This window comes from Psychrobacter sp. 4Bb (assembly GCF_002836735.1).
In the GTDB taxonomy this organism is placed as follows: domain Bacteria; phylum Pseudomonadota; class Gammaproteobacteria; order Pseudomonadales; family Moraxellaceae; genus Psychrobacter.
Window position 1 is genome coordinate 128,728 of the sequence record NZ_PJAS01000073.1, and the last position, 22,716, is coordinate 151,443.

Here is a 22,716-nt window from a genome sequence, read left to right on the forward strand (position 1 = left end):
ATTATTGCGTTCCCTCTTTAAGCTCATTAATCCGCTTTTCTAGCAGTGCAGACAACATTTTTTTGGCGTTTTTTTGCTGCGGCGCATTATCACGCGCCAGCTTAAGCTTGTTAATATCAATATCAAAGGCGTCTTTTAATAAGTCCACAAACGCCGCATTATTAGGATGTTCTATTAGTTCAGTTTTGACGATACCATCGTCTTCATCACGATATAACTCATAAGCTTCGCCATGTTGCAATTGGCTCAAAACAATAGCGGAGTGCGTGGTAATATAAAATGTTGTATTGGGAAACAGACGCTTCAAGGTTGGAATAATAGTCGCTTGCCACTTGGTATGCAGATGGCTTTCAATTTCATCGATAAATACCACGCCTTTGACATGGGCGATGTTGGTTTCATTAGTGAAATAGCTATAACCTGCGATTATGGATTGCATGATTTTAAGTATTGAAGCAAAGCCGCTAGAAAGCTCGGATAATTCAGTTTTTTTATCTGCAACTTTAATGAATACGCGATTGTTGCCTGAGATTTCAAGAAAGCTTGCATCAATGCGTTTGTCAATTTTACTAAGTAAGTCAAATAAAGTTTTAATCTCTATTTCTCGATTATCTTCTACAGACTGATACGGATTCGCAGATCGAGCACGTTGAATAATCCATTTTTCAATATCTGTATCCATATTTAAATCTTTTAGACCCGTACTTTCGACTCCTGTTATTAACCTATCTAAGTAGCTAGATTTCCTTTCTTCTTTTACGCCAATACCATCAAAATTATCGCGAGAAATCGAACTATTATACTCAGAACCATCTCTTATATAACCTCTACTTTGTGCGCCTACAAAGTTTATAGGGAGATTATGATAATTTGTCCCAAAAAAAACTTTTTCAAAGTCGTAGTAGTTACCTGTAGCTGGTTTAAGAGCTTTGCTAGATAAATTAGATATGTATCTTGTAAATGGGAAATGTCTTTCAGGAAAAACGGCGTAATCACCAGATAAGAAGTCATTATTGTGTACTAGGTATGAAATAAACAAAGCCTCTAAACACTTCGTCTTGCCGATGCCATTCTCACCAATCATACAATACACGCGCTGCTCAGGCTGAAAGCTCAGGTGCACATCACCGACACCTACTAGCTGTTTTATTTGAATGTCATTGCCTAACATGGCTACACCTAATTTTTATTAAACTATTAGTTTGATAATGAAACAGCGAGTTTAGAAATACAAGTCAATTACCCTAAACACTCGCCCCAACGGCTCGTGCAATCGCAATGCCTTCGTCCACTGTCAAAAACTTGCGCTGGCTTGGGCTGTCTTTATAAATGACGTCACCATCTTGAAAGATTAAGCATTCATTTACCGCTAACTGTTGCCATTTCTCATTTTCAGTCAGTGGCACGGTGACTAGAATAGTAACTTTATCCGTGTCTGTGGTCACATCACCAAAGTTAATCGCCATATCATCATCAGCGAGTTTCGCTTCACCAAATGGCGCTTTACGCGTGAGATAAAACAGTAAGCTACCCGCATAAGCCAGTTGCCACCTGCCATTCGATATTAAGCAATTAAATAACCCATTGGCAGATAGATAACGACATTGCGTAGTCAAAAAATTAAACAGCGTCTTGTCGTCAGGACGCGATTTAAAGCTACTTTTTAGACGATTGACCAGATAGCAAAATGCCATCTCAGAATCAGTTGAACCAACTGGCTGACAGTGTGAGGCATTGCCATTGTCTTGTAAGCGCTGACAGCGTTTGATAAATTCGCTATTCATCTGTCCATTGTGCGCAAACACCCACTGCTCGCCCCATACTTCACGGACAAACGGATGCGTATTGGCCAAGCAGTTTTGCCCTTGAGTAGCCTTGCGAATATGCGCAATGACATTCATGGCTTTGATTGGGTAGTTATTGACCAAATCAGCGACTGGTGACAGATGGCTTGGGCGATTGTCATGAAACAAACGCAGACCCGTTGAGTCATTTGCCGTTTCATCATTAATTTTGTCATTATTGGCGCATTCGCTGCGTTCAAAAAACGCAATGCCAAAGCCGTCTTCATGGCTGTCCGTCATACCGCCGCGCTTGCGAAATCCTGCAAAGCTAAAACCAATATCGGTTGGGGTGTTGCAGTTCATTCCTAAGAGTTGACACATTTAAACATCACCGCCATTGTTATTGTTAAGCGAATCATCATTTATTATCGGGTTGCTTTGAGTAGAGTTGCTTTGAGCGGCAGATAGCGCATCAAAGTCAGCATCACTCATCTCATCCAGCAAGGCCGCGCCATCGGTTGGAATGGTCGCTAAGATACGCTGAGCTTCTGCCAAATCCGTATCCTCTACCCAAAGAACGATACCAGAGTTCATACCAGGGATAGCACTTAGCGGCTGTAAAGACACGGTAATGCCGTTATTTTTCAGCAGATTGGCATGCAGCTCGCCTTGCATATTGGTGTCGTAGCGTGCCAGTTTGTGCCAGTTATCAACTTGATCGGTCATGGGATCGCCTTATAGTTTTGGTACCAGAATAAATGAATAAGCAATGCTTACGACAATTGATCGAGCGTATATTCTTTGATTGCGAACTCACTACTATTGCTCAATTTTTCACGGGCTTGCTCAGCTTGCGTGATGCTGCTAAACACACCGATTATTTGATTGTCTGATGCCGTACCAGAAAGCACAAATACGGTGTTTTGCGATTTTTCAACATGCGCCCAATGATAAGCGGCCAAACGTTTCATCAAGTCAGGGTTTTTGACCATGATGTTATCACCCGTACGACCTTCGGTACGGTTGTAGTGAATCACGTTTAGGCGTAACAACCAAAAAATCACTGCCGCTTTTGCCAGCATAACAGGTAGTGCGCGTTTTTCATCGTTGTTAAGTGTACGTTTGGACTCATAGCCTTGTAAGAATGCCGACATTTTACTGCGGTCAAAATTCACCGATTCGCCTTGTTCGGCAACGCCCCACGTAGTACAAAAGTCATTAATGGTAATGGCAATATCCATCACGTAATGCTCAACACTGACTTCGGTAAAGTCTAATAAACCAGTGAGACGCTCTTCCCCTTTTTGCAGATTCCATAGGGTGTTGTCAGCGAACATATCTAAATGGCATAGACCTTTTGGCAAGGTTGCCAATGGTAATTCTGAATAAGAGCGCCAGATATCGCTCATCAGCTTGGCTTCGTCACCTGGCATAAACTGCATTTCACGGTCGCGCACATCTGCCCATGGGTACAGAGGCACGCCATATTGCTCACTTGGTTGTAGTGCTTGTAGCGTTTCATGCAGCATCGCTAATGCCGCGCCAATGTCATGACACATCGCTTGCGTGGTTTGATCAGGATGTGAGCCTGCTAAACACGGCACTAAAGTAATCGCTTTGTCTTCATAATGGATGACATAGCGCTTATTGTTGGTATCATTTTCAGTCTGAGAGTCGTTTGCGTCAATAACTGCCAATGGCGCGGCAACTGGTAATTTGCCATTTAATTGATTGAGGATAACGGCCATTTTTTCGATATCAGCAGGCGGACGCTCTTCAAATAAAGTGAATACATAAGAGTATGTGCCATCTACATCGTCAGTCGTTTGAATAAACCAGTTTGAGTTTTTAATACCTTGAGTGATCGGAATCGCACGGGCAAACGACACACCAAAGCTTTGGCAAAAGGCGGCAAACTGATCATCGGTTAACTGGGTATAGACGGACATGACATCTCACTTATAGCAATTGGATAAGAAGTTAAATAGGATAAATTTATGCGGTAATGACAGCAATTGTACCGCGCATGATAAAACTATGGTGAAAAGCGTAATAATCTTGCGAAAACCTGCCTGAAATAGCAGTGATTTTGCTAGACTAGCGCCTATGAATTGATTATAAGGTGAAAGACCCTATGTTAGCAAAGCGTATCATTCCTTGCTTGGACGTTGACAATGGCCGCGTGGTCAAAGGCGTGCAATTTGTCGATATCAAAGACGCAGGCGATCCTGTCGAAGTAGCCAAACGCTACAACGAACAGGGCGCTGATGAGATTACTTTTTTGGATATTACTGCGACTAATGATGAGCGCGATACCACTTATCATACTGTTGAACGCATGGCAGAAACGGTATTCGTTCCGCTGACTGTTGGCGGCGGCGTGCGTAAAATCGCTGATATCCGCAATTTACTCAATGCTGGCGCGGATAAAGTGGCGATTAACTCAGCAGCCGTATTTACACCGGAGTTCGTTGGTGAAGCCGCGCAGAAATTTGGTAACCAGTGTATCGTCGTTGCTATCGATGCCAAACGCGTCGCTGATATCAACGTCGATGGTATCGTCGTACCACGTTGGGAGATTTTCACTCATGGTGGTCGTAAACCAACCGGTATCGATGCCGTTGCTTGGGCGAGCAAAATGGCAGAGTTGGGCGCTGGTGAACTACTGGTCACCTCGATGGACGGTGACGGTACCAAAAAAGGCTACGACTTGGCGCTCATGCAGCAAATTACGAGCCGCGTTAATGTACCAGTTATCGCTTCAGGCGGCGTCGGTAACCTGCAACATTTAGCAGAAGGCGTACTAGAAGGCGGCGTAGATGCCGTACTTGCCGCCAGTATTTTTCACTTCGGTGAGTACACGGTACTGGAGGCCAAAAAGTATATGGCAGCGCAAGGAATACAGATGCGTCTTTAGCACGCTCGTAATATACAAATAAAACCTAAAAAAATGCTATCATAGCGCTAACCATTTATTTTCGTTCAATTAACTGGGGCAACGCCAAAACAATAGGCGACCGAGTCGATTGAACGCATCAGACTATTTAGCTATTTATTGACGCCTATATTTCAATTGAACGCTTATTAAGCAAAGGATTTTTTATGTCGAATTTACAACAGCAGCGCAACGACGTGACTCATATAGATGGTAACCTACATCAAAACGCTGATGCTCGCATTGGTATCGTTGTTGGTCGTTTTAACGGTTTTGTCGTTGAGTCATTGGTTGATGGTGCAATCGATGCCCTACTCCGTCATGGTGTATTGGGTAGCAACATTACTGTTATTCGTGTACCTGGCGCATTTGAGCTACCACTTGTGGCCCAACGTGCTGCTGAATCAGATCGTTTTGACGCGATTGTGGCACTGGGTGCAATCATCCGTGGCAGCACGCCGCATTTTGATATTGTAGCTAGCGAGTCGGCCAAAGGTTTGAGCGCTGTGGCAATGGATTATAATATCCCTGTTGCTAACGGTATCATCACTACTGATAGCATCGAGCAAGCTATCGAGCGCTCTGGTACTAAAGCGGGCAACAAAGGCTCTGAAGCTGCGATGGTTGTACTAGAAATGATCGCTGTTTTGTCACAGCTAGATATTGATGATATCGATGAAGCGTAAGCTTTAAAGCTCAAATTTATTAGTTTAACTGGTGCTGCTATTTAGTAATAACAGCACCTCATAGCACTAGCCAGCTATCAAAACAATTGGCTACTTTTTGAATTTTCGCCGTATTTCTATATCCTTTAAAGCTTTGAATCAGCAAAGTTAAAAAGCTACTTTGCTAATTTATATTTTGACTGGGTATCATCTCAAAAATTTAGGTACAGACCCCCTATGACTGACCAACTCAAGCGCGCTATTAGCGCTGCGAAAACCGCACAAGCCAATGATGGACAAGCTGAAGCTACCCGTATAGCGAGCAGTAGTGCGGGTGATCAAACATTCGATATGAGTGAGTCTTCTTATAAGACCAGTCACACTGCTATCCGTAAGGCACGTCGCTTTGCGATGCAAGGCCTATACGAATGGCTCGTCACTGATCGCCGCTTTGATGTAGATGGTAAGCTTGGCTGGAAAGCCAATGCTCCGCACGATATTGCTGCTCGCACGCGTGCAACCAATGCCATGCATACCGTCCATATCGGTTATTATCATGAAATGATGCGCGACATTCCAGAGCAAATTGAAGCACTCGATGCGCTTATCAGTCAGCATCTCGATCGTGAGGTTGATAAGCTAGATACTGTTGAGCACGCTATCTTGTTGATTGGCGCGTATGAGCTACAAAACCGTATGGAGATTCCATATAAGGTTGTGCTTGACGAAGCAATGAAGCTAAATAATCACTTTGGCGCGACTGACGCTCATAAACTGATCAATGCGGTACTGGATAAAATGGCTGGTGAGCTGCGTGCTTTAGAGGTACAAGCAGACACCAATGCCAATCTACGTACATCACAAAAAGCGGCTAAACAATCTGAAGCGAGTTCGGCTGAAGTAACGGTAGCTGACAATATCGAAGCGGCTACTGAAACAGAAAGCACGATCGTCGATGAGCCGACTGCATCAAATAAGCCGCGTATCAGTGCTAACAAAGCTAACGTTAAACGCAGTAGTGCCAGTAAAGCCAGTGCAAATATCAGTGACTTTAAGGCGAGTAAGAAAAACGCTAACGATACCAAAGACTAAGACTAGCCATGAACGAGTTTGAGCTGATTGAGCGTATATTCTCACAGATGCAGGCCACGCATGCACCATCAACTGGTATCGAAAAAGGTATCGGTGACGATGCGGCGGTGATAGCATTGCCAGCAGGATCACGCTTGGTTAGCTGTATTGATACACTGGTTCAAGGTCGTCACTTTTATGCTGATTGGCAAAGAGTTGATGAACTAGCATTTGCGATTGGCTATAAAGCCGTGGCTGTTAATGTCTCAGACATTGCAGCTATGGGTGCGACACCGCATAGCATTATGCTAGCGTTGGCACTACCTGAACGTTTAGCAAATCACGAATGGCTCACTGAATTTGCCAAAGGGCTGTTTCATGCGTGCCAGCTGTTTAGCGTGACGCTGATAGGTGGTGATACGACACGCAGTGAGCGTTTAGTACTTAGCATCAGCGCGCAAGGGTTGCTCGCCGCAGATACACCAGCCATTTATCGCTCAGGTGCGCAAGTGGGTGATAAGGTTTATGTCTCAGGCACCCTTGGTGATGCCGCTTTCGCCTTAAAGTATCCTGACAGCGCACAAGGTATTGATTTGGCACATCGTCTACATATGCCAACGCCGCGTATTGCGCTAGGTGCAGCATTGGCAAAGATCGGTGCAACAGCGATGATAGACATCTCCGACGGCCTTTATCAAGATCTTGGCCATATCTGTCAACAAAGCTCTGTCGGCATGCGCATCCATTTAGACAAGCTACCGAGTAGCGAGTCATTATCTACTATCGATTTGTCTGATCGCTTGTTAGGTCAGCTAGCGGGCGGCGATGATTATGAATTGGCATTTACTTTGCCTGCACATATCAAACCGCCTACTGGCAACACACCTGTCACTTGTATCGGTGAGGTAATTGCACTAGCAGATCTGATAGCGATAGATACCAAGTCTTCTGATAACTCACGTCTTGAACTGTTTTATAAAAATCAGCCAGTGGCGCCTACTCAGCCCGCACCGTTTTCAATATGGCCCAACCTTACTGGCTACCAACACTTTACAGGCTAATCCATGACTGATCACGACTTATCTAAGCCTGACATCCGTAAAGCAAATAACTGCCCACCCTTACCGGTCGGTGCCAGTATGCTTGACCGTGCAGTCTATTGGCTTGGGCTAGGTTTAGGTAGTGGTTTACCACGCCGTGCACCTGGCACTTGGGGTACCGTTGGTGGGCTGATTGTGGGCGTGCCCCTCATGAGTCTAGGTTTTATTCCTTTTTTACTGCTGACTATTTTATCTTGTTTGGTTGGTGTCTGGATCTGTGGGCGTACTTCTGAGTTAATGCAGGTGCACGATGATCCACATATTGTGTGGGATGAATGGGCAGGCATGTGGATTACCTTATTACCGTTATCTTACATTTTGTCTTATTTATTTCCTAAGCCTGAAAACACATTGTCGTTAATGACGATGCCTATGTTTTGGGGCTGGCTACCGACCGCCTTTATCCTATTTCGATTTTTTGATATCGTTAAGCCGCCACCGATTGGATGGGCTGACAAAAGAGTTGCTGGTGGGTTAGGCATTATGCTTGATGACATCATCGCCGGTATCATGGCAGCAGTAGTATGGGTAGTGGTTATGTTTGGTGTGCTGTTATAAGCTACCCTAACTACTACGATGCTGAATTGGCTACTCTACAACCGCTAATCCTAGCAACGTTATCAATTTGAACGCTACTCTCTTGCATAGATGATTGATCTACTGTTAGCAGGTTGTATTACAAAGCCTGCACATCACAGCATTTTTATAAATGAACATTTGCGCTATAATCCAATATTATATTTTGTTACATTTGTGAGCCTATTATGACATCTCCTCTTTCTGTAATTATTTTAGCTGCCGGTAAAGGCACACGTATGCAATCGGCAAAGCCAAAGGTATTGCAGACATTGGCTGGGAAGTCTTTATTAGGTCATGTGCTAGATACTTGCCATCAGCTAACTGTTGATGAAACCATCATTGTTCATGGCTTTGGTGGTGATCAAGTAAAGTCAGAAATTACCAATCAATATACACAAGCATCGATTACTTGGGTTGCTCAAACTGAGCAATTGGGAACCGGCCATGCGGTCAAGGTGACACTGTCTGATTTACCCAAGTCAGGACAAAGTCTTATTCTTTACGGTGATGTACCATTGGTCAGCTGTCAAACACTAACGGCATTAAAAACTGCCAATACTAATGGTATGTCGATGCTGACGCTGACGGTCGATAATCCGTTTGGATTGGGTCGGATTAAGCGTGACCAAGCGGGTAATATTGAAGCCATCGTTGAACAAAAAGATGCTGATACTGAAGAGCAAAGCATTAGAGAAATTAATAGCGGTATTTACTGTGTCGACAATGCGCTACTGCACAAATATTTACCTGAGCTCTCTAACGATAATGCACAGCAAGAATATTATCTGACGGATATCGTCAAAATGGCAGTTGCCGATGGTATTACTATCGCAGCGATTGAGCCTGAGCATACGTTTGAGATTGAAGGGGTTAATAATCGTCAACAGCTTGCTAGTCTAGAACGCACTTGGCAACGTAAGCTAGTTGCTGACTTACAAGAAACTGGCGTACAGTTCGCCGACCCTACTCGTGTCGATATTCGTGGTACGTTGACCGCTGGTCAAGACGTATTTATTGACGTTAATGTGGTATTTGAAGGTGACTGTACCTTGGGTGACAACGTCTATATCGAAGCGGGCTGTGTCATCAAAAATGCCAAGATTGGTAATGCCTGCTACATCAAACCGTATTGCGTGATCGATCGCGCTGATATCGGTGCTGGTGTTGATATCGGGCCTTTTGCGCACTTGCGTCCTGATACCGTACTATCTGATAATAGCAAAGTTGGTAACTTTGTCGAAATTAAGAAATCGACTATCGGCAAAGGCAGTAAAGTAAATCACTTAAGCTATGTCGGCGATGCGACTGTCGGTACAGGCGTTAATATCGGCGCTGGTGTCATTACTTGTAACTATGACGGTGCTAATAAATCGCAAACCATCATTGAAGACAATGCGTTTATCGGCTCTAATGCTAGCTTAGTCGCGCCAGTGACGATTGGCGATACTGCTACCGTTGCCGCTGGTTCTGTGATTACCAAAGACGTTGATCGTAGTGCCTTAGCGTTTGGTCGTGCGCGTCAAGTACAAAAAAATGACTTTCAAAGACCCATTAAAAAATAATTGCTCATTGGTATTTTAGTCGGCTACAGTCATTCTTGAACCAATTTAAGCAGTGCGGCAATTTTTGTGGTACTGCTTCACTATATTTGTCGTTTGATGATTCATCATTAATGACCAACCAAATTTTTTGATCTTGCACCATTATATATTGAACTACTAAAAATTGAATCTAAGGAATAGCCATGTGTGGAATTGTAGGCGCCGTTGCTGAGCGAAATATCGCTAATATCTTACTTGAAGGCCTAAAGCGTTTAGAATATCGCGGCTATGACTCAGCTGGCCTGACGGTTATTCGTGATGGTGAACTACACCGTGAGCGCCAAGTGGGTAAAGTACAGGCACTGGTTAATGCCGTTGCTATCAACCCAGAGTTTTTTGATGGTCATATTGGTATTGCTCATACGCGCTGGGCAACCCATGGCGAGCCAGCACAACGTAACGCGCATCCACACGTGTCAGGTAAGATTGCGGTCGTTCATAATGGTATCGTCGAAAACTACGCTGAACTAAAAGAAGAGTTAATAGCCAAAGGCTATGTGTTTACTTCACAGACAGATACTGAAGTTGTAGCGCATCTGATCCATGATATCTACAAAAAGACACCTGACTTGTTAGAAGCAGTACGCACCATTATCCCGCTACTGCACGGTGCTTTTGCATTGGGTATCGTCCACGTAGATTGCCCTGATGAGCTCATTACTGTACGTCTAGGCTCACCTTTGGTTATTGGTGTCGGTATCGGTGAGAATTTTATCGCATCAGATCAGTTGGCTTTGCTGCCGGTGACTAACCGCTTCATGTATCTAGAAGAAGGCGATATCGCCAAATTAACTCGCAATAGCATTCAGGTTTATGCAGATGGTGTTGAAGTCCAACGTCAGATACATGAAATTGATGCAACCCAGCACAATGCCGATAAAGGCGAGTTCAAACATTATATGCTCAAAGAGATTTACGAGCAGCCAGATGCCGTCGCTCGTACGATAGAGATGGCTTTGGACAATGGTGAAACGACTAAACTACGCGACGATTTTTTACAGCGTCATGAGACACTGTTGTCAGGTATTCGTCATGTGCAAGTGATTGCCTGTGGTACCAGTTATCATGCCGGTATGGTCGCAAAATACTGGTTTGAGAACCTTATCCGTATACCTTGTTCCGTCGAGGTTGCCAGCGAATTCCGCTATCGCAATCCTGTCGTCGTCGATAATACTTTGGTCATCTGTATTTCTCAATCTGGTGAAACGGCTGACACCTTATCAGCATTACGTGATATCCAGAAGCAAACACCAGCAGGCTTAGTCAGCTTGGCACTATGTAATGTACCGACGTCATCGTTGGTACGTGAAACAGACATCTTCTTACCAACGTTAGCAGGGCCTGAGATTGGCGTCGCCTCTACCAAAGCATTTACCACTCAGCTTGTGGCCTTGATACTATTGATATTAAAAGTTGGTGTCACGCAAAAGCGCATGACTGACGAACACCTAAATACGTTATTAAGTGAGTTACATCAATTACCAGGACAACTCTACGCCAGCTTAAACCTTGATGGTCCTATTAAGACCATGAGTGAAAGCTTTGAAGATAAGAAAAGCTGTCTATTTTTAGGTCGCGGGCTACAGTTCCCGATTGCGCTAGAAGGTGCGTTAAAGCTAAAAGAAATCTCTTACATTCATGCAGAAGGTTATGCGGCAGGTGAACTCAAACACGGCCCATTGGCATTGGTCGACAAAGACATGCCCATCGTCGTACTCGCCCCTAAAGACAGTATGTTTGATAAATTAAAGGCCAACATGCAAGAAGTGCATGCGCGTCATGGTGAGCTATTTGTGTTCGCTAGCGAAGCCAGTCAAATGGTCGCAGAAGATAGACTACATTTAGTATATGTGCCTGATGTTTGCGAGACGCTTGCCCCTATTGTCTACAGCGTGCCTGTGCAGTTGTTGTCATACCATGTAGCAGTAATGCGTGGCACAGACGTCGATCAACCGCGCAATTTGGCAAAATCAGTCACGGTAGAATAAGAAAAACTACTCTACGTAAGATCTGAAAAGACAAGTATTTACCCCTGCTATTGTGAACTCAGTAGCAGGGGTTTTTTATGATTTTAAAACGACCTACTAGCAGTTTAAAAAAGTCGTAATAATTGCCTGAGCAAAAATTAAATAAAGATACTTATATCCAGCTCCAAATAATCCTCATATTTTAAAAACTGGTGAAAAGCAGAATTTCGATACAAAAAAATAGTGACACTCTATCTATTAATTAGAGTATCACTATTATTGTGCTTATTTGGTGGCTACATTTAGTTGCCTATAACGACGTTTAGTCTCTCTCTAGCACCACTCTATAGCGAGCATTACCACTCTCTAGTCGCTCAAATGCTTCATTAATCTCAGACATTTTATACGTTTCAGTGACTGGCTGAATATTATGTCGAGCAGCAAAATCTAGCATTTTACGTAGCGTCGCTGGTGAGCCAACTGGCGAGCCTGATAGACTGTTCTGAGCCATAATCATTGGTGCAGCCGATATCTCTAATGGCGCTTCTAGCAGTCCAACAAAATGCAGCTTACCTTTTGGTCTTAGCGTCTTGATCACGACATCCCAGTTCATATCAACGTTCACTGTTGAGATGATTAGATCGAAAGAACCTGCGGCTTTTTCAATTTCGCTATCATCTCTTGAGTTTAGTGAATGATGAGCGCCCATCTCTTTTGCTTCTTCCATTTTTGATTCACTGGTAAATGCCGTCACTTCACAGCCCCACGCATTGGCAAACTGCAATGCCAAATGACCCAAACCACCAATGCCAATTACAGCCACTTTAGAAGTTGGTTTGATGTCGTACTGCATAAGTGGGTTAAACACTGTGACACCGCCACATAACAGTGGTCCTACCGCGTTAAAATCAAGCCCTTCAGGTATCTTGATGACGCTAGTATCTTTTGCGCGTACTTTATCTGCAAAGCCGCCATGATTACCAATTATCGTACCTTCTTGCTCAGGGCATAGGTTGTGGTCTCCATCGATGCATAGATCGCAGACATTGCAGTACCCTTTATGCCAGCCAAGTCCGACTTTATCGCCCAACTCTAGATGCTTGACGTGCTTGCCTTTATTGAGAACTTTACCTGCAACTTCATGTCCACCGACAAACGGATATTGAGTCATACCCCATTCGTTTCGCCACATCGATAAATCACTATGGCAGATACCGCAGCTATGTATTGTCAGTTCAATATAATTTCGATACAAGGAAACCGAGTGCAAGTTATACATTAGTATGCTTAGCGAGGATGACGCTGTAGCGGATTTATATAGACTTGACTATACTTCGATTTCTACTTCGTGATCGCCTAGAGCACCTGGATCGTATTCATAAGGCTCAAACTTGCCACCTTTCTCTTTTGCTGCGTATGCGTTAATCATAGTTGTTCCTTATTTTCTAGTTTTTTTAGAGATTAATTTATAGTGATTGGTTTATCGCTCTAGCAGCTATCAATCTATTAGTAAAATTAAAATAGTGCTATAAGAGGTAAACAATTTCTTCAATAAATTTGATTGGACAGACTATAGCAAAGACTGACCCAACTAATCCATTCAACTTACCAGTTTTAGACTAACGTCATACAAAGAGTCATACTTAGCAGGCAATAACTCATCAAAAGACTGCTTATCGTCAGAAATATTGCTTGGTTACTTATGTTGTTTGATTACTTATACAGTGCATGTCTTCTTCGATAACCTGTCAGTTTTGGCGTCTTCAATACCTGCAATAAAAGACAGATTACCATTAGTGACATTCCTAGCCAGCCGATAGGAGAGAATGTTTCACCGATTATAATGATAGCCAATATAGTGGCCACGATAGGTTCTAACAATGTGATAAGTGTCGCTTTGCTCGCCTCAATCACTCTCAACGCTTGACCAAAAAGTAAATATCCAAAAAACATTGGCGCAATTGCAAGATATAGGGCAACGCTTATATGTTTTGCATCCAAAAACAGGTTTTCCCCTGTTAATAATAATGATGGCAACAATAAAATCGACGACAGACCAAACATACTGGCCATCGCTGATTTCGAGTTTACCCCGTTCTCTATCATTTGACGTGCTGTCCATGAGTATGTGGCATAGGTCAATCCTGCAACTAATCCTAACAACACGCCTAGTATTCGATTATTTGCTTGTGTGTTTATATCTAAATATTGGGTTTTCCCTAAAGTCAGCAAAATAACGCCAACCACACCAAATATAAAACTTATCACCCATCGACTAGTGACTATTTTATTGCTAATCAGACGCTCCATGATAACAGTGAAAAATGGTGCACTGGCAATTGAGATCACTGTACCAATAGCGACACCTGCCAATCTCATGGAGGAATAAAAAGCCAAAGGATAGATAGCAACGCATAGGCTACCAATGAATAAGAGACTGGGTTTAGAAAGTAGTTTCTGTCTATCGCTCAATAAATTATTCTTAGCATTCAGTACTAGCAATACACCGCCTATCCCCATCGAAAACGCACCAACGGCTAATGGACTAACGTCAGGTATAAAAGCAGAGGCTGTACCTGTCGTTCCCCAAAGGACACTGGCAGCTATCACACATAAAATAGCACTTAGACTAGATTTAGTCTGCAGCATAGTAGCTACCTCTAACGTTATAATGAATAACATTATTATAGAGGGTTATAGACTACTATTTGTGCAGATTAGACGGTTTGCATGTCTGGTTAGACGTGTTTTAATTTGGAAGGGGCAATACCAAAATATTTAGAAAAGCGGCGGCTAAAAGCACTAACATCCGTATAACCAACCAGTTCGGCTATGATAGCGATAGGTGAATCAGTATGTAGTAACAAAGCTTGTGCCTTTTGCATTCTGATCTTTGTGATGTACTCAGTGACGGTTTGGTTTGTTTGCGATTTGAAGTTCTTTTTAAACTGTGTGGCACTGAGACAAGAGATATCCGCCAACACTTCGACAGAAAGGTTCTTAGCAAAATTGTGGTGAATATACGCGACGACTTCTCTAATTCGAGCGTCATATTGCACAAATAGATTTTGTTGTTCTAGGAGCTTATAAAAGGTATCAAACATCAGTCTCTCGACTTCAGGATTGATTTGATACCTTAACTGACTTTCTGAAAACTCCAAAAACGCCAACAATGGCGAACTGATAGAAAAGACAATTTGTGATGAATGAAGCACATTTTCTGGCAATAAATCCGTATCCACAACGATAAACTTTGCATTCTCCTCAGCGCTAAAGTAGTGCTTTTCATTTGTCTTAACCACAACACATTCGCTTGGGATAACTTTTCCAGTATAGCTCCCAACTTCGATATTTATTGCACCTCGCAAGGGCAAAACAATCTGATGAAAGTCATGAGAATGCCCTCTAGTCTGACGAGTATATGACCTAATTGAGAGCGTGTTAATCATTCAGCATTTTCCACATTGCTATTATTGTGTCGTGTCTTAGCTCATTATTTGGTTAGCTATTTGGCTCTCTATGAGAAGTGACTATCAGAGGTCTCTAGGCTTACCATGTGGAGCCAGCCATTTAGCAAACCATCCCGATAGATCATCCATTAAGGTATAGACGACAGGAATAACAACCAAGCTCAATAGCGTAGAGGTTACCAGACCACCCAGTACCGCTGCTGCCATCGGTCGCCTAAAAGTAGGATCTGCATCGCCCCAACCAAATACTAGAGGCAACATACCTGCACCCATCGCAATGGTCGTCATGATGATAGGCCGCGCACGCTTACGACAGGCATCCATAATGGCCTCAAAGCGCGCCAGCCCTCGGCGCTGGGCAATCAACGCATAATCGACCAATAGAATAGAGTTTTTGGTCGCAATACCCATGAGCATAATAAAGCCAATCATCGAAGGCATCGATAAGCTGCTACTGGTAATAACCAAGCCAACAAACGCACCACCGATCGATAGAGGTAGCGCCATTAGAATGGTAAAAGGCTGCAACAAACGACCAAATAGTAGAATAAGTACGCCTAAAATACAAACCACACCGACGGACATCGCAATGATAAAGCCACTAAAGAGGTCTGCCATGTTTTCGGCTTGACCTTGATCGATGATGGTAATCGAAGGCGGCAGTTGCTGCATAGTCGGCACTGCTTTGACTGCTTGTACCAAATCGCCAAGCTCGCCACTCGCAGGTTGTACCGTGATACTAATGGCACGCTCTCGATCCAATCTACTAATCTGCGCAGGCCCAGTGCCAAAGTCTAGCGTAGCAACCTCACCGACGCGCACGCCTTGACCGGCAGGCATGGTACTCGGCACGTACAAACCTTCTAGTTGGCTAACATTTTGCTTAGCCACATCCGGCAGACGTACAACGATTGGTACTTGGCGCGTATCAAGATTAAGCTTGGACAATTGCTGCTCGTAGTCGCCTACAGTCGCCACACGTAGAGTCGTAGCGATATCTTGCGTGGTCACCCCTTTATCAGCCATTGCCAATCTATCTGGTGTTACCGTTAGCTCTTGGCGTGGTAGGCTGCGATCACTCGTCACAGTGCCTGCACTTGGTAGTCCTCGAATCTCAGACATGATTTTTTGTGCAGTTTGTTCAAGCAATTGCGGATTGGTACTGGTTAATGAAAAGTTATAACCGCTCTCACCACCACTCGATAGACCGACTGTAAACCGTGCTCCTGGCACTTCTGTCATCAGCTTACTAATTTTGCGCTCTATCTCTTGCTTGGTGCCTCGTTCTGCACGCGGAGCAAGTACGATATCCAAACCTGCGATATTTTCAGCCTTACCGCCACCACCATCCGACGCACCCATCGACGCCTGAGCCTCTCCCACTGAAGTAAAGATATTGGTCACCTCAGGCATGGCCAAAATACGAGCACTCGCTAGCGCTGCCACGCGCTCAGTATCTGCCAACGACACGTCAGGTGTCAGCTCAATAGCTACTCGAGTCTGATCGATATCATTATCAGGGATAAATGACGTCGGTAACAGCTTAACCAGAGCTAGCGATGCCACAAATAAAACAAGCGTTGCACCCATGGTTATCCAGCGATGATGTAGGGTCCAAGACACAATCTTAAGATAGTACTTCATCATCGCGCTTTGTTTTTCGACGTGCTTTTTCTCAGGTCGTAAGATATAAGCTGCCATCATAGGGGTAATCAGGCGCGCCACCATCAGCGAGGCAAAAATTGATAAGGCAGCCGTCCAACCAAACTGACGGAAAAACTGTCCAACGATACCGCCCATAAAGGCCGTTGGTAAAAACACTGCAATCAAAGTAAAAGTAGTCGCGACAACGGCCAGACCGATTTCATCAGCGGCTTCCATCGCCGCTTCATAAGGTGTTTTACCCATGCGTAAATGGCGTATGATGTTTTCGACTTCAACAATTGCATCATCGACCAGCACCCCAATGACTAATGATAATGCCAGTAGTGAGATGATATTCAGACTAAAGCCAAACAGATACATACCCAAAAAGGTAGGAATGACTGATAGCGGTAAAGCGACTGCAGCGACGATAGTCGCTCGAATATTGCGCAAAAACAGGAAAACTACCACTACAGCCAACAGCCCACCTTCAATGAGCATTCTCAACGAGGCTTCATAGTCTTCTGCAATGGGTGTCGCTCGGTCATAGACTTTTTCAATACTGATATTACCGACATCAGCAGTCAGCTTGGCAAGCTCCTCATCAACCAACTCCATCACATCGACTTCACTGGCCCCACGCGAGCGAGTGATGTTAAATGCCACCACGGTTTGACCGTCCAGCTTAGCAATCGAGCTTGGATCTGCTGCGCCGTCAGTGATTTCTGCCATCCGCCCTAAAGCTTGTGTGCCTCCTGTAGGGACAGCCACTTGCAAATCGTTTAGCTCATTTGCTCGCTCAACAGCACCGAGAACACGGATGGTCTGAGTAGTATTATTGCCAACTTCCGCCTCCCCGCCAGAACTGTCTTGCTGGATACCAGCGATTTGCTGCGATAATTGCGAAATAGAAAACTTTAGACCACTTAACGCAATCGGGTCAGCAGCAACTGTGATTTCACGCTGCAACCCGCCAACACGGCTCACGGTACTAACGCCTGGTATGTCTGATAGTCGCTTAGTAACAGTATCATCGACAAACCACGATAGATCCTCCACACTCATATTCTCAGCAGCGACAGAGTACGTAACTACTGGAAACCCAGCGGTAGATACTTTGGTAATGATAGGATCGTTAGCGGCAGCTGGTAGATCACCGCGTACTTCGCCGACTGCTGACCGCACATCGTCTACCGCTTCTTGAATATCTTTTTCTAAGGTAAATTCAGTGGCAATGGTCGCCGCACCCGTCTGTAGCGTGGTGCGAATATGACTCACGCCCTCGATACTGGTCAGTTTATTTTCAATCTTCTTTGCAATATCGTTTTCGAGCTGTGAAGGCGCAGCACCGGGTAGCGTGACTGTCACTACCACCGCTGGCAAATCTATGTCCGGAAACTGCTGGACTTTCATTTTCATGAAACCGTAAATGCCGCCCAACGTCAGCAGCACAAATAGCAAGATAGCGACGAGCGGGTTCTTTATCGAATAAGCGGAGACGTTTAAGCTCATGGCTGTGCCTGCACTGGCTTACTGGTTTGAGATACGCCATCAACAACACGTACTAGGTCACCATCATTTAAGAAGCTGCCGCCCTGTTTTACGATACGACTGTCACTTGGCAAAGGCTCTAGCACTGCTACGCTCTCGCCCAATCGCTCACCTAACGTGACTCGCTGCTGCTTGATACGCCCCATGGATCGATCATCTCGAGTAGTCGATTCGGTAACGAGCATCACATAATCATAACCATCATTGCTGACCACGGCGCTATTAGGAATCGTTTGCGTACTGGTACTTCCTAATAGGAATTCACCTGTTTGATACATGCCTGCACGTATCTTTGAGTTGGCAGCTAGGCTGGCATAAATCGTAATCTGACGGTTGTTATCTGCGGTTGGTGCGATGCGGTTTACTTGCCCCATCACTGTATCACCACCCGGCAGACTGACTTGTACAGGCGTACCAACGTTGATATCCCCGATAAGCTTAGGATCTATATCTGCCCGCCATTCCAAAACGCCGCCTTTGATAATCGTAAATAGTGGATCCCCGCCTGCCACTTGACCAACTTCTACCATTCTTTCACTGATAATACCGCTGACAGGAGCGACGACTTTTGCGTTCTCTAACGTCAAACGCTGATTGCTCAAACGGGCTTTAGACGCTTGCAAAGAAGCTCTGGCACGTACTTCCGAGGTACGGTAGCGATCGGCTTCTTGTTTGCTGATGGCATCAATATCGATCAATGGCAACACACGTGCAGCATCAGCGCTAGCATTGGCAAGGGTGGCTTCCGCTTCTGCGACATCTGCTTGCGCCTGTAGCACTTGCTGCTCCATAGCATCCGTATCAAACACGGCTAAGACCTGACCCGCTCTAACCCGGTCACCTTCTTCAACCAAAATACGCTCGATAGCCACACCATTGACTTTTGCACTGACATTCGCAGTATCCTTAGCATTGATGGTTCCATCGGCACTGAGCGTGCTACCGATATCATCTTGGCTTGGACTGACTGTTTCTACTGAGAGTACTGATTGCTCAATACTGGCATCGCTACCAGTTGCCTGATCGTTTGCGACAGAATTAGAATTTGCTGACTCATCTGCAGCTGCATTACTATCATTGCCCCAATACTTGCCAAGCAGCACCCCTATCACTAGCACGGCTGCTAATACGGGCCATAACCATGATGGTGGTTTTGCAGATGGCCTTTGAGATACAGTGTCAGGTTGACGATATGGCGGCAACTCTGATTCAGCTGCCGGCTTAGAATGGGTTTCTTCAAAATCGCTCATGATAACTCTCTGTAGGTACAGTCAATATTGAAATACTCGATATGGAATGACTAAAAATATCAATCATTCACAGCAATAATAAAAAGTGGCACGCAATCGAAGCAATGTTTGGACAGCCTGATATATAGCTATGAGCGTTACTTACAGAGAGTATTACGATGTTCTCTAAAGCACTGTTTATTATTATAATAGTTCATCAAATTATCGAGAATAGCATATATTTAGTCATCATCTTATTTTTATATATAGTGTCTAGCGTTCATAAATTTAATTGAAACTTAGACCGAATATCTGTGCAACGTTCAAGGCATATCGACCGATTTAAAGAAATAAGAGCGCGTATAGTCAGTCGTTGAATCTTTGATGTATTCAACGACTGACTATGGATGGATAACGTCTATCAAGAGTGTTAACGTTGCGGCCATACTATTTGATTATATCCAGAGCTAGGTTCAATGACGCACTGAACCCACTTGCCGATACCGATACTAAGCACTTATTACTAGACAATGAACGCTAAACACTAGGCATTGGTATAGCGACTTGCCTCAGGCATCCAGCGATGAATCAATTGACTGACATCTGCTTTTCGCGCAGGGTCTGCTATCAAATGCTTCGCTAACCGTTGAGCAATGGCAAATAATTGCTCATCACGGATCAGATCAGCCAAATAGTAGCCAACATTACCCGTTTGACGTTTGCCTAACAGCTCTCCTGGCCCACGTAGCTCTAAGTCTTTTTGAGCAATGACAAATCCATCAGTACTATCGCGTAGGACATTTAGTCGCTCAGTACCTGTCTCCGATAGCGGCTTTTGATATAACAGTACACAGAAGCTTTTGGTCGAACCACGTCCGACTCGCCCGCGCAGCTGATGCAATTGCGATAACCCCAAACGCTCCGCATTTTCGATAACCATCAGCGACGCATTGGGCACATCGACCCCTACCTCGATGACAGTTGTCGCAATCAACAAGTCTAAATTACCTGCTTTGAACTCCTGCATGATGGCTTGCTTATCAGCAGACTTCATCTTGCCATGTACCAGTCCAATACGAATATCTAGACGTTCATTTAAGTCCTCATAAGTAGCTTCGGCTGCCTGCGCATCCAATACGCTAGATGCCTCTACCAGTGAGCATACCCAGTACGCTTGCCTGCCCGCTTCGCAATTAATCGCAATACGTTCTATAACCTCGTCGCGTCGATTGCGATCGATAGTTACCGTCGTAATTGGCGTGCGCCCCGGTGGCAATTCATCAATAATTGAGGTATCCATATCGCCATAAACGCTCATCGCTAAGGTTCTTGGAATCGGTGTTGCGGTCATGATTAGCTGGTGTGGGGTACTGTTAGCCACGCCTTTATTGGTCAATGCCATACGCTGCTCAACACCGAATCGATGCTGCTCATCAATGATAACCAAGCCTAATTTAGCGAACTGAACTTGCTCCTGAAACAGTGCATGAGTACCGACCACCACTTGCACGGTATTTTCTGCAACCGCTTCCAAAGCTTCACGGCGCTGTTTGGCCGTTTGCTTACCGGCAAGCCAACCGACACCAATACCTAATGGCTCAAACCATTGCTTAAAATTCAGTAGATGCTGCTCTGCCAAAATCTCAGTCGGTGCCATTACCGCGACCTGCCAGCCACTATCGAGCGCATAGCCTGCCGCCCCTGCTGCCACCAACGTCTTGCCAGCACCCACATCACCCTGTACCAGTCGTAGCATCGGAATTGAGGTCGCCATATCCGCAGTGATGTCTTTCATCACTCTTTTTTGCGCACCCGTTAAATCAAAAGGCAATGCAGAAAACAGCTTATCAGCAAGAGGACTGTTGATAGTGCATTTGGGCGCTTTATGCTGATGTAGCTGCTGGCGACGATATAGCAGACTGAGCTGATGCGCAGTCAACTCTTCAATAATCAAGCGCTGGCAGGCAGCATGCGTACGGGCACTGAGTTGGGTGCATAGTTTGTATTGCTGAGATGCGCTGGTATAAGTAGGCGGCGTATGCAGCAGTACCAATGCTTCAAATATCGTTAAGTTATAGACATTGTGCTGAGCAATACTGGCAGCGACGTTATGTATATCATTATCTGCCTGATAGGTAGAAGGGTTGGGTTTATATACGCTATTGCCAATCGCATTGCTAGTCACATTGTCAGGCACGCTGCGTGCTAATGTCGAGAAAATATCTTCGGTATATTCGGCCTCTGATACTGTTGATTTAGATGGCTCAAAAGGCACTAATGGCAAATCGGATACAACTGCAAAATCTTCAGCCGTAAACAATGTCATAGGCAGACCTTGGCTCCGAACCGTTTGCAATGCCAGTTTAATTAAAGTGCGCAGCTTGTTTTGATGTAAACCTTTGACAGTAGGATAAATAGGCTGCAATCCCATATCGGTCATGACGGTATTGTCAGTGATAACTTGATATTCAGGGTGATGTATCTGCTTACCGTAGCGGCTGACTTTGACCTCACCAAATAGCTGTAAGCGCGTTCCCAAATTCATGGTCTGTACCAGACCACGATAGACCTTAAAAAACCGTAACGATATCGTACCCGTATCATCGTCCACCGTCACAGTCATCCCACTGCGCTTGGTATCGACATGAACGATATGACCAGTAATTAGCGCTGATTGTCCATGCTCTACATCGGCGATTGATACCAGTCGACTACGATCTTCATAATCACGAGGCAAATGTAATAGCAAATCGAATATCCGCTTGATATTTAACTGCGCCAACTGCTCTGCGACTTTTACCCCTACACCTGCTAGCGCAGACACTGGCATATCTAGTGCTGACAACGGTATGTCAGATCTAAAGTGATCTGACGAGTTGGCTGAGGCATGACTCTCCGATATTGGCATTAAAGATCCTAACAATATTATTTTTAATTTTTGTATGCTAAATCGAGCATTTTTAATAGACCGCATATAATGGCTTATGCCATAAAATAGCGATAACGATAGTACGTATAAAAACATCGACTCATTTCATTATAGCTGACAATACAATTGCTTATGCTAGGCTATTTAGTAAAATAGCATCTATAAAGTCCATCTACTATAGATAAACCGCT

17 protein-coding genes are annotated in these 22,716 nt (G+C 44.5%); 7 read left to right on the forward strand and 10 right to left on the reverse strand.

The features are described 5' to 3' along the window. Position 1 precedes the first annotated feature (1 nt). The 4 genes from CXF60_RS12065 to CXF60_RS12080 form a co-directional block, all read right to left on the reverse strand. The gene (locus CXF60_RS12065; RefSeq protein ID WP_102092118.1) at positions 2-1,171 is read right to left on the reverse strand and encodes an AAA family ATPase; all 1,170 of its coding nucleotides are present in this window, start codon (positions 1,169-1,171) and stop codon (positions 2-4) included. Between the two features lie 73 nt (positions 1,172-1,244). Then, the gene (locus CXF60_RS12070; RefSeq protein WP_102092119.1) at positions 1,245-2,165 is read right to left on the reverse strand and encodes a class II glutamine amidotransferase; all 921 of its coding nucleotides are present in this window, start codon (positions 2,163-2,165) and stop codon (positions 1,245-1,247) included. Further along, the gene (locus CXF60_RS14570) at positions 2,166-2,510 is read right to left on the reverse strand and encodes a putative signal transducing protein (protein ID WP_145990213.1); all 345 of its coding nucleotides are present in this window, start codon (positions 2,508-2,510) and stop codon (positions 2,166-2,168) included. It lies immediately after the preceding gene. 47 nt (positions 2,511-2,557) lie between these two features. Then, the gene (locus CXF60_RS12080; RefSeq protein WP_102092120.1) at positions 2,558-3,733 is read right to left on the reverse strand and encodes a homoserine kinase; all 1,176 of its coding nucleotides are present in this window, start codon (positions 3,731-3,733) and stop codon (positions 2,558-2,560) included. A gap of 185 nt (positions 3,734-3,918) precedes the next feature. Between CXF60_RS12080 and hisF the strand changes: the two genes are divergently transcribed. The 7 genes from hisF to glmS all read left to right on the forward strand — a co-directional run bounded on the left by hisF (position 3,919) and on the right by glmS (position 11,723). Next, positions 3,919-4,701, forward strand: coding sequence for an imidazole glycerol phosphate synthase subunit HisF (gene hisF, locus CXF60_RS12085; protein ID WP_102092121.1), 783 nt, complete (start codon positions 3,919-3,921; stop codon positions 4,699-4,701). A gap of 185 nt (positions 4,702-4,886) precedes the next feature. Further along, complete coding sequence (gene ribE / locus CXF60_RS12090) at positions 4,887-5,405, forward strand: 6,7-dimethyl-8-ribityllumazine synthase (RefSeq protein WP_057762077.1); 519 nt, start codon at positions 4,887-4,889, stop codon at positions 5,403-5,405. 216 nt (positions 5,406-5,621) lie between these two features. After that, the gene (nusB, locus tag CXF60_RS12095) at positions 5,622-6,476 is read left to right on the forward strand and encodes a transcription antitermination factor NusB (RefSeq protein WP_102092122.1); all 855 of its coding nucleotides are present in this window, start codon (positions 5,622-5,624) and stop codon (positions 6,474-6,476) included. 8 nt (positions 6,477-6,484) lie between these two features. Next, entirely contained in the window at positions 6,485-7,516 is a 1,032-nt protein-coding gene (gene thiL, locus CXF60_RS12100) for a thiamine-phosphate kinase (protein ID WP_102092123.1), read from the forward strand. 3 nt (positions 7,517-7,519) lie between these two features. Then, on the forward strand, positions 7,520-8,113 hold the full coding sequence (locus CXF60_RS12105) for a phosphatidylglycerophosphatase A family protein (protein WP_102092124.1): 594 nt from the start codon (positions 7,520-7,522) through the stop codon (positions 8,111-8,113). A gap of 206 nt (positions 8,114-8,319) precedes the next feature. Next, positions 8,320-9,696 (forward strand): bifunctional UDP-N-acetylglucosamine diphosphorylase/glucosamine-1-phosphate N-acetyltransferase GlmU, encoded by a 1,377-nt coding sequence (gene glmU / locus CXF60_RS12110; RefSeq protein WP_102092125.1) that lies wholly within the window; start codon positions 8,320-8,322, stop codon positions 9,694-9,696. Between the two features lie 182 nt (positions 9,697-9,878). Then, on the forward strand, positions 9,879-11,723 hold the full coding sequence (glmS, locus tag CXF60_RS12115; RefSeq protein WP_102092126.1) for a glutamine--fructose-6-phosphate transaminase (isomerizing): 1,845 nt from the start codon (positions 9,879-9,881) through the stop codon (positions 11,721-11,723). Positions 11,724-12,024: 301 nt separating this feature from the next. Here the strand turns inward: glmS and CXF60_RS12120 are convergent, their stop codons facing one another. The 6 genes from CXF60_RS12120 to recG all read right to left on the reverse strand — a co-directional run bounded on the left by CXF60_RS12120 (position 12,025) and on the right by recG (position 22,504). Next, positions 12,025-12,981 (reverse strand): NAD(P)-dependent alcohol dehydrogenase, encoded by a 957-nt coding sequence (locus CXF60_RS12120; protein WP_228707122.1) that lies wholly within the window; start codon positions 12,979-12,981, stop codon positions 12,025-12,027. 434 nt (positions 12,982-13,415) lie between these two features. Next, positions 13,416-14,351, reverse strand: coding sequence for a DMT family transporter (locus CXF60_RS12125; RefSeq protein ID WP_102092127.1), 936 nt, complete (start codon positions 14,349-14,351; stop codon positions 13,416-13,418). 89 nt (positions 14,352-14,440) lie between these two features. Further along, positions 14,441-15,151, reverse strand: a complete 711-nt coding sequence (locus tag CXF60_RS12130; RefSeq protein ID WP_102092128.1) for an AraC family transcriptional regulator — start codon at positions 15,149-15,151, stop codon at positions 14,441-14,443. Positions 15,152-15,235: 84 nt separating this feature from the next. Beyond that, positions 15,236-18,328, reverse strand: a complete 3,093-nt coding sequence (locus CXF60_RS12135; RefSeq protein WP_102092129.1) for an efflux RND transporter permease subunit — start codon at positions 18,326-18,328, stop codon at positions 15,236-15,238. After that, entirely contained in the window at positions 18,325-19,617 is a 1,293-nt protein-coding gene (locus CXF60_RS12140) for an efflux RND transporter periplasmic adaptor subunit (RefSeq protein ID WP_102092130.1), read from the reverse strand. The genes CXF60_RS12135 and CXF60_RS12140 overlap by 4 nt, the downstream gene beginning before the upstream one ends. Before the next feature lie 523 nt (positions 19,618-20,140). Further along, positions 20,141-22,504 carry an ATP-dependent DNA helicase RecG gene (recG, locus tag CXF60_RS12145; RefSeq protein WP_102092131.1) on the reverse strand — a complete coding sequence of 788 codons (2,364 nt, stop codon included), beginning with the start codon at positions 22,502-22,504 and terminating at the stop codon, positions 20,141-20,143. Positions 22,505-22,716 lie beyond the last annotated feature (212 nt).

What these genes read in the sequence shown, in the direction of transcription:
- CXF60_RS12065 (WP_102092118.1), bottom strand. Translation starts at nt 1,171, where the DNA reads ATGTTAGGCAATGACATTCAAATAAAACAGCTAGTAGGTGTCGGTGAT.
- CXF60_RS12070 (WP_102092119.1), bottom strand. Translation starts at nt 2,165, where the DNA reads ATGTGTCAACTCTTAGGAATGAACTGCAACACCCCAACCGATATTGGT.
- CXF60_RS14570 (WP_145990213.1), bottom strand. Translation starts at nt 2,510, where the DNA reads ATGACCGATCAAGTTGATAACTGGCACAAACTGGCACGCTACGACACC.
- CXF60_RS12080 (WP_102092120.1), bottom strand. Translation starts at nt 3,733, where the DNA reads ATGTCCGTCTATACCCAGTTAACCGATGATCAGTTTGCCGCCTTTTGC.
- hisF (WP_102092121.1), top strand. Translation starts at nt 3,919, where the DNA reads ATGTTAGCAAAGCGTATCATTCCTTGCTTGGACGTTGACAATGGCCGC.
- ribE (WP_057762077.1), top strand. Translation starts at nt 4,887, where the DNA reads ATGTCGAATTTACAACAGCAGCGCAACGACGTGACTCATATAGATGGT.
- nusB (WP_102092122.1), top strand. Translation starts at nt 5,622, where the DNA reads ATGACTGACCAACTCAAGCGCGCTATTAGCGCTGCGAAAACCGCACAA.
- thiL (WP_102092123.1), top strand. Translation starts at nt 6,485, where the DNA reads ATGAACGAGTTTGAGCTGATTGAGCGTATATTCTCACAGATGCAGGCC.
- CXF60_RS12105 (WP_102092124.1), top strand. Translation starts at nt 7,520, where the DNA reads ATGACTGATCACGACTTATCTAAGCCTGACATCCGTAAAGCAAATAAC.
- glmU (WP_102092125.1), top strand. Translation starts at nt 8,320, where the DNA reads ATGACATCTCCTCTTTCTGTAATTATTTTAGCTGCCGGTAAAGGCACA.
- glmS (WP_102092126.1), top strand. Translation starts at nt 9,879, where the DNA reads ATGTGTGGAATTGTAGGCGCCGTTGCTGAGCGAAATATCGCTAATATC.
- CXF60_RS12120 (WP_228707122.1), bottom strand. Translation starts at nt 12,981, where the DNA reads ATGTATAACTTGCACTCGGTTTCCTTGTATCGAAATTATATTGAACTG.
- CXF60_RS12125 (WP_102092127.1), bottom strand. Translation starts at nt 14,351, where the DNA reads ATGCTGCAGACTAAATCTAGTCTAAGTGCTATTTTATGTGTGATAGCT.
- CXF60_RS12130 (WP_102092128.1), bottom strand. Translation starts at nt 15,151, where the DNA reads ATGATTAACACGCTCTCAATTAGGTCATATACTCGTCAGACTAGAGGG.
- CXF60_RS12135 (WP_102092129.1), bottom strand. Translation starts at nt 18,328, where the DNA reads ATGAGCTTAAACGTCTCCGCTTATTCGATAAAGAACCCGCTCGTCGCT.
- CXF60_RS12140 (WP_102092130.1), bottom strand. Translation starts at nt 19,617, where the DNA reads ATGAGCGATTTTGAAGAAACCCATTCTAAGCCGGCAGCTGAATCAGAG.
- recG (WP_102092131.1), bottom strand. Translation starts at nt 22,504, where the DNA reads ATGCCAATATCGGAGAGTCATGCCTCAGCCAACTCGTCAGATCACTTT.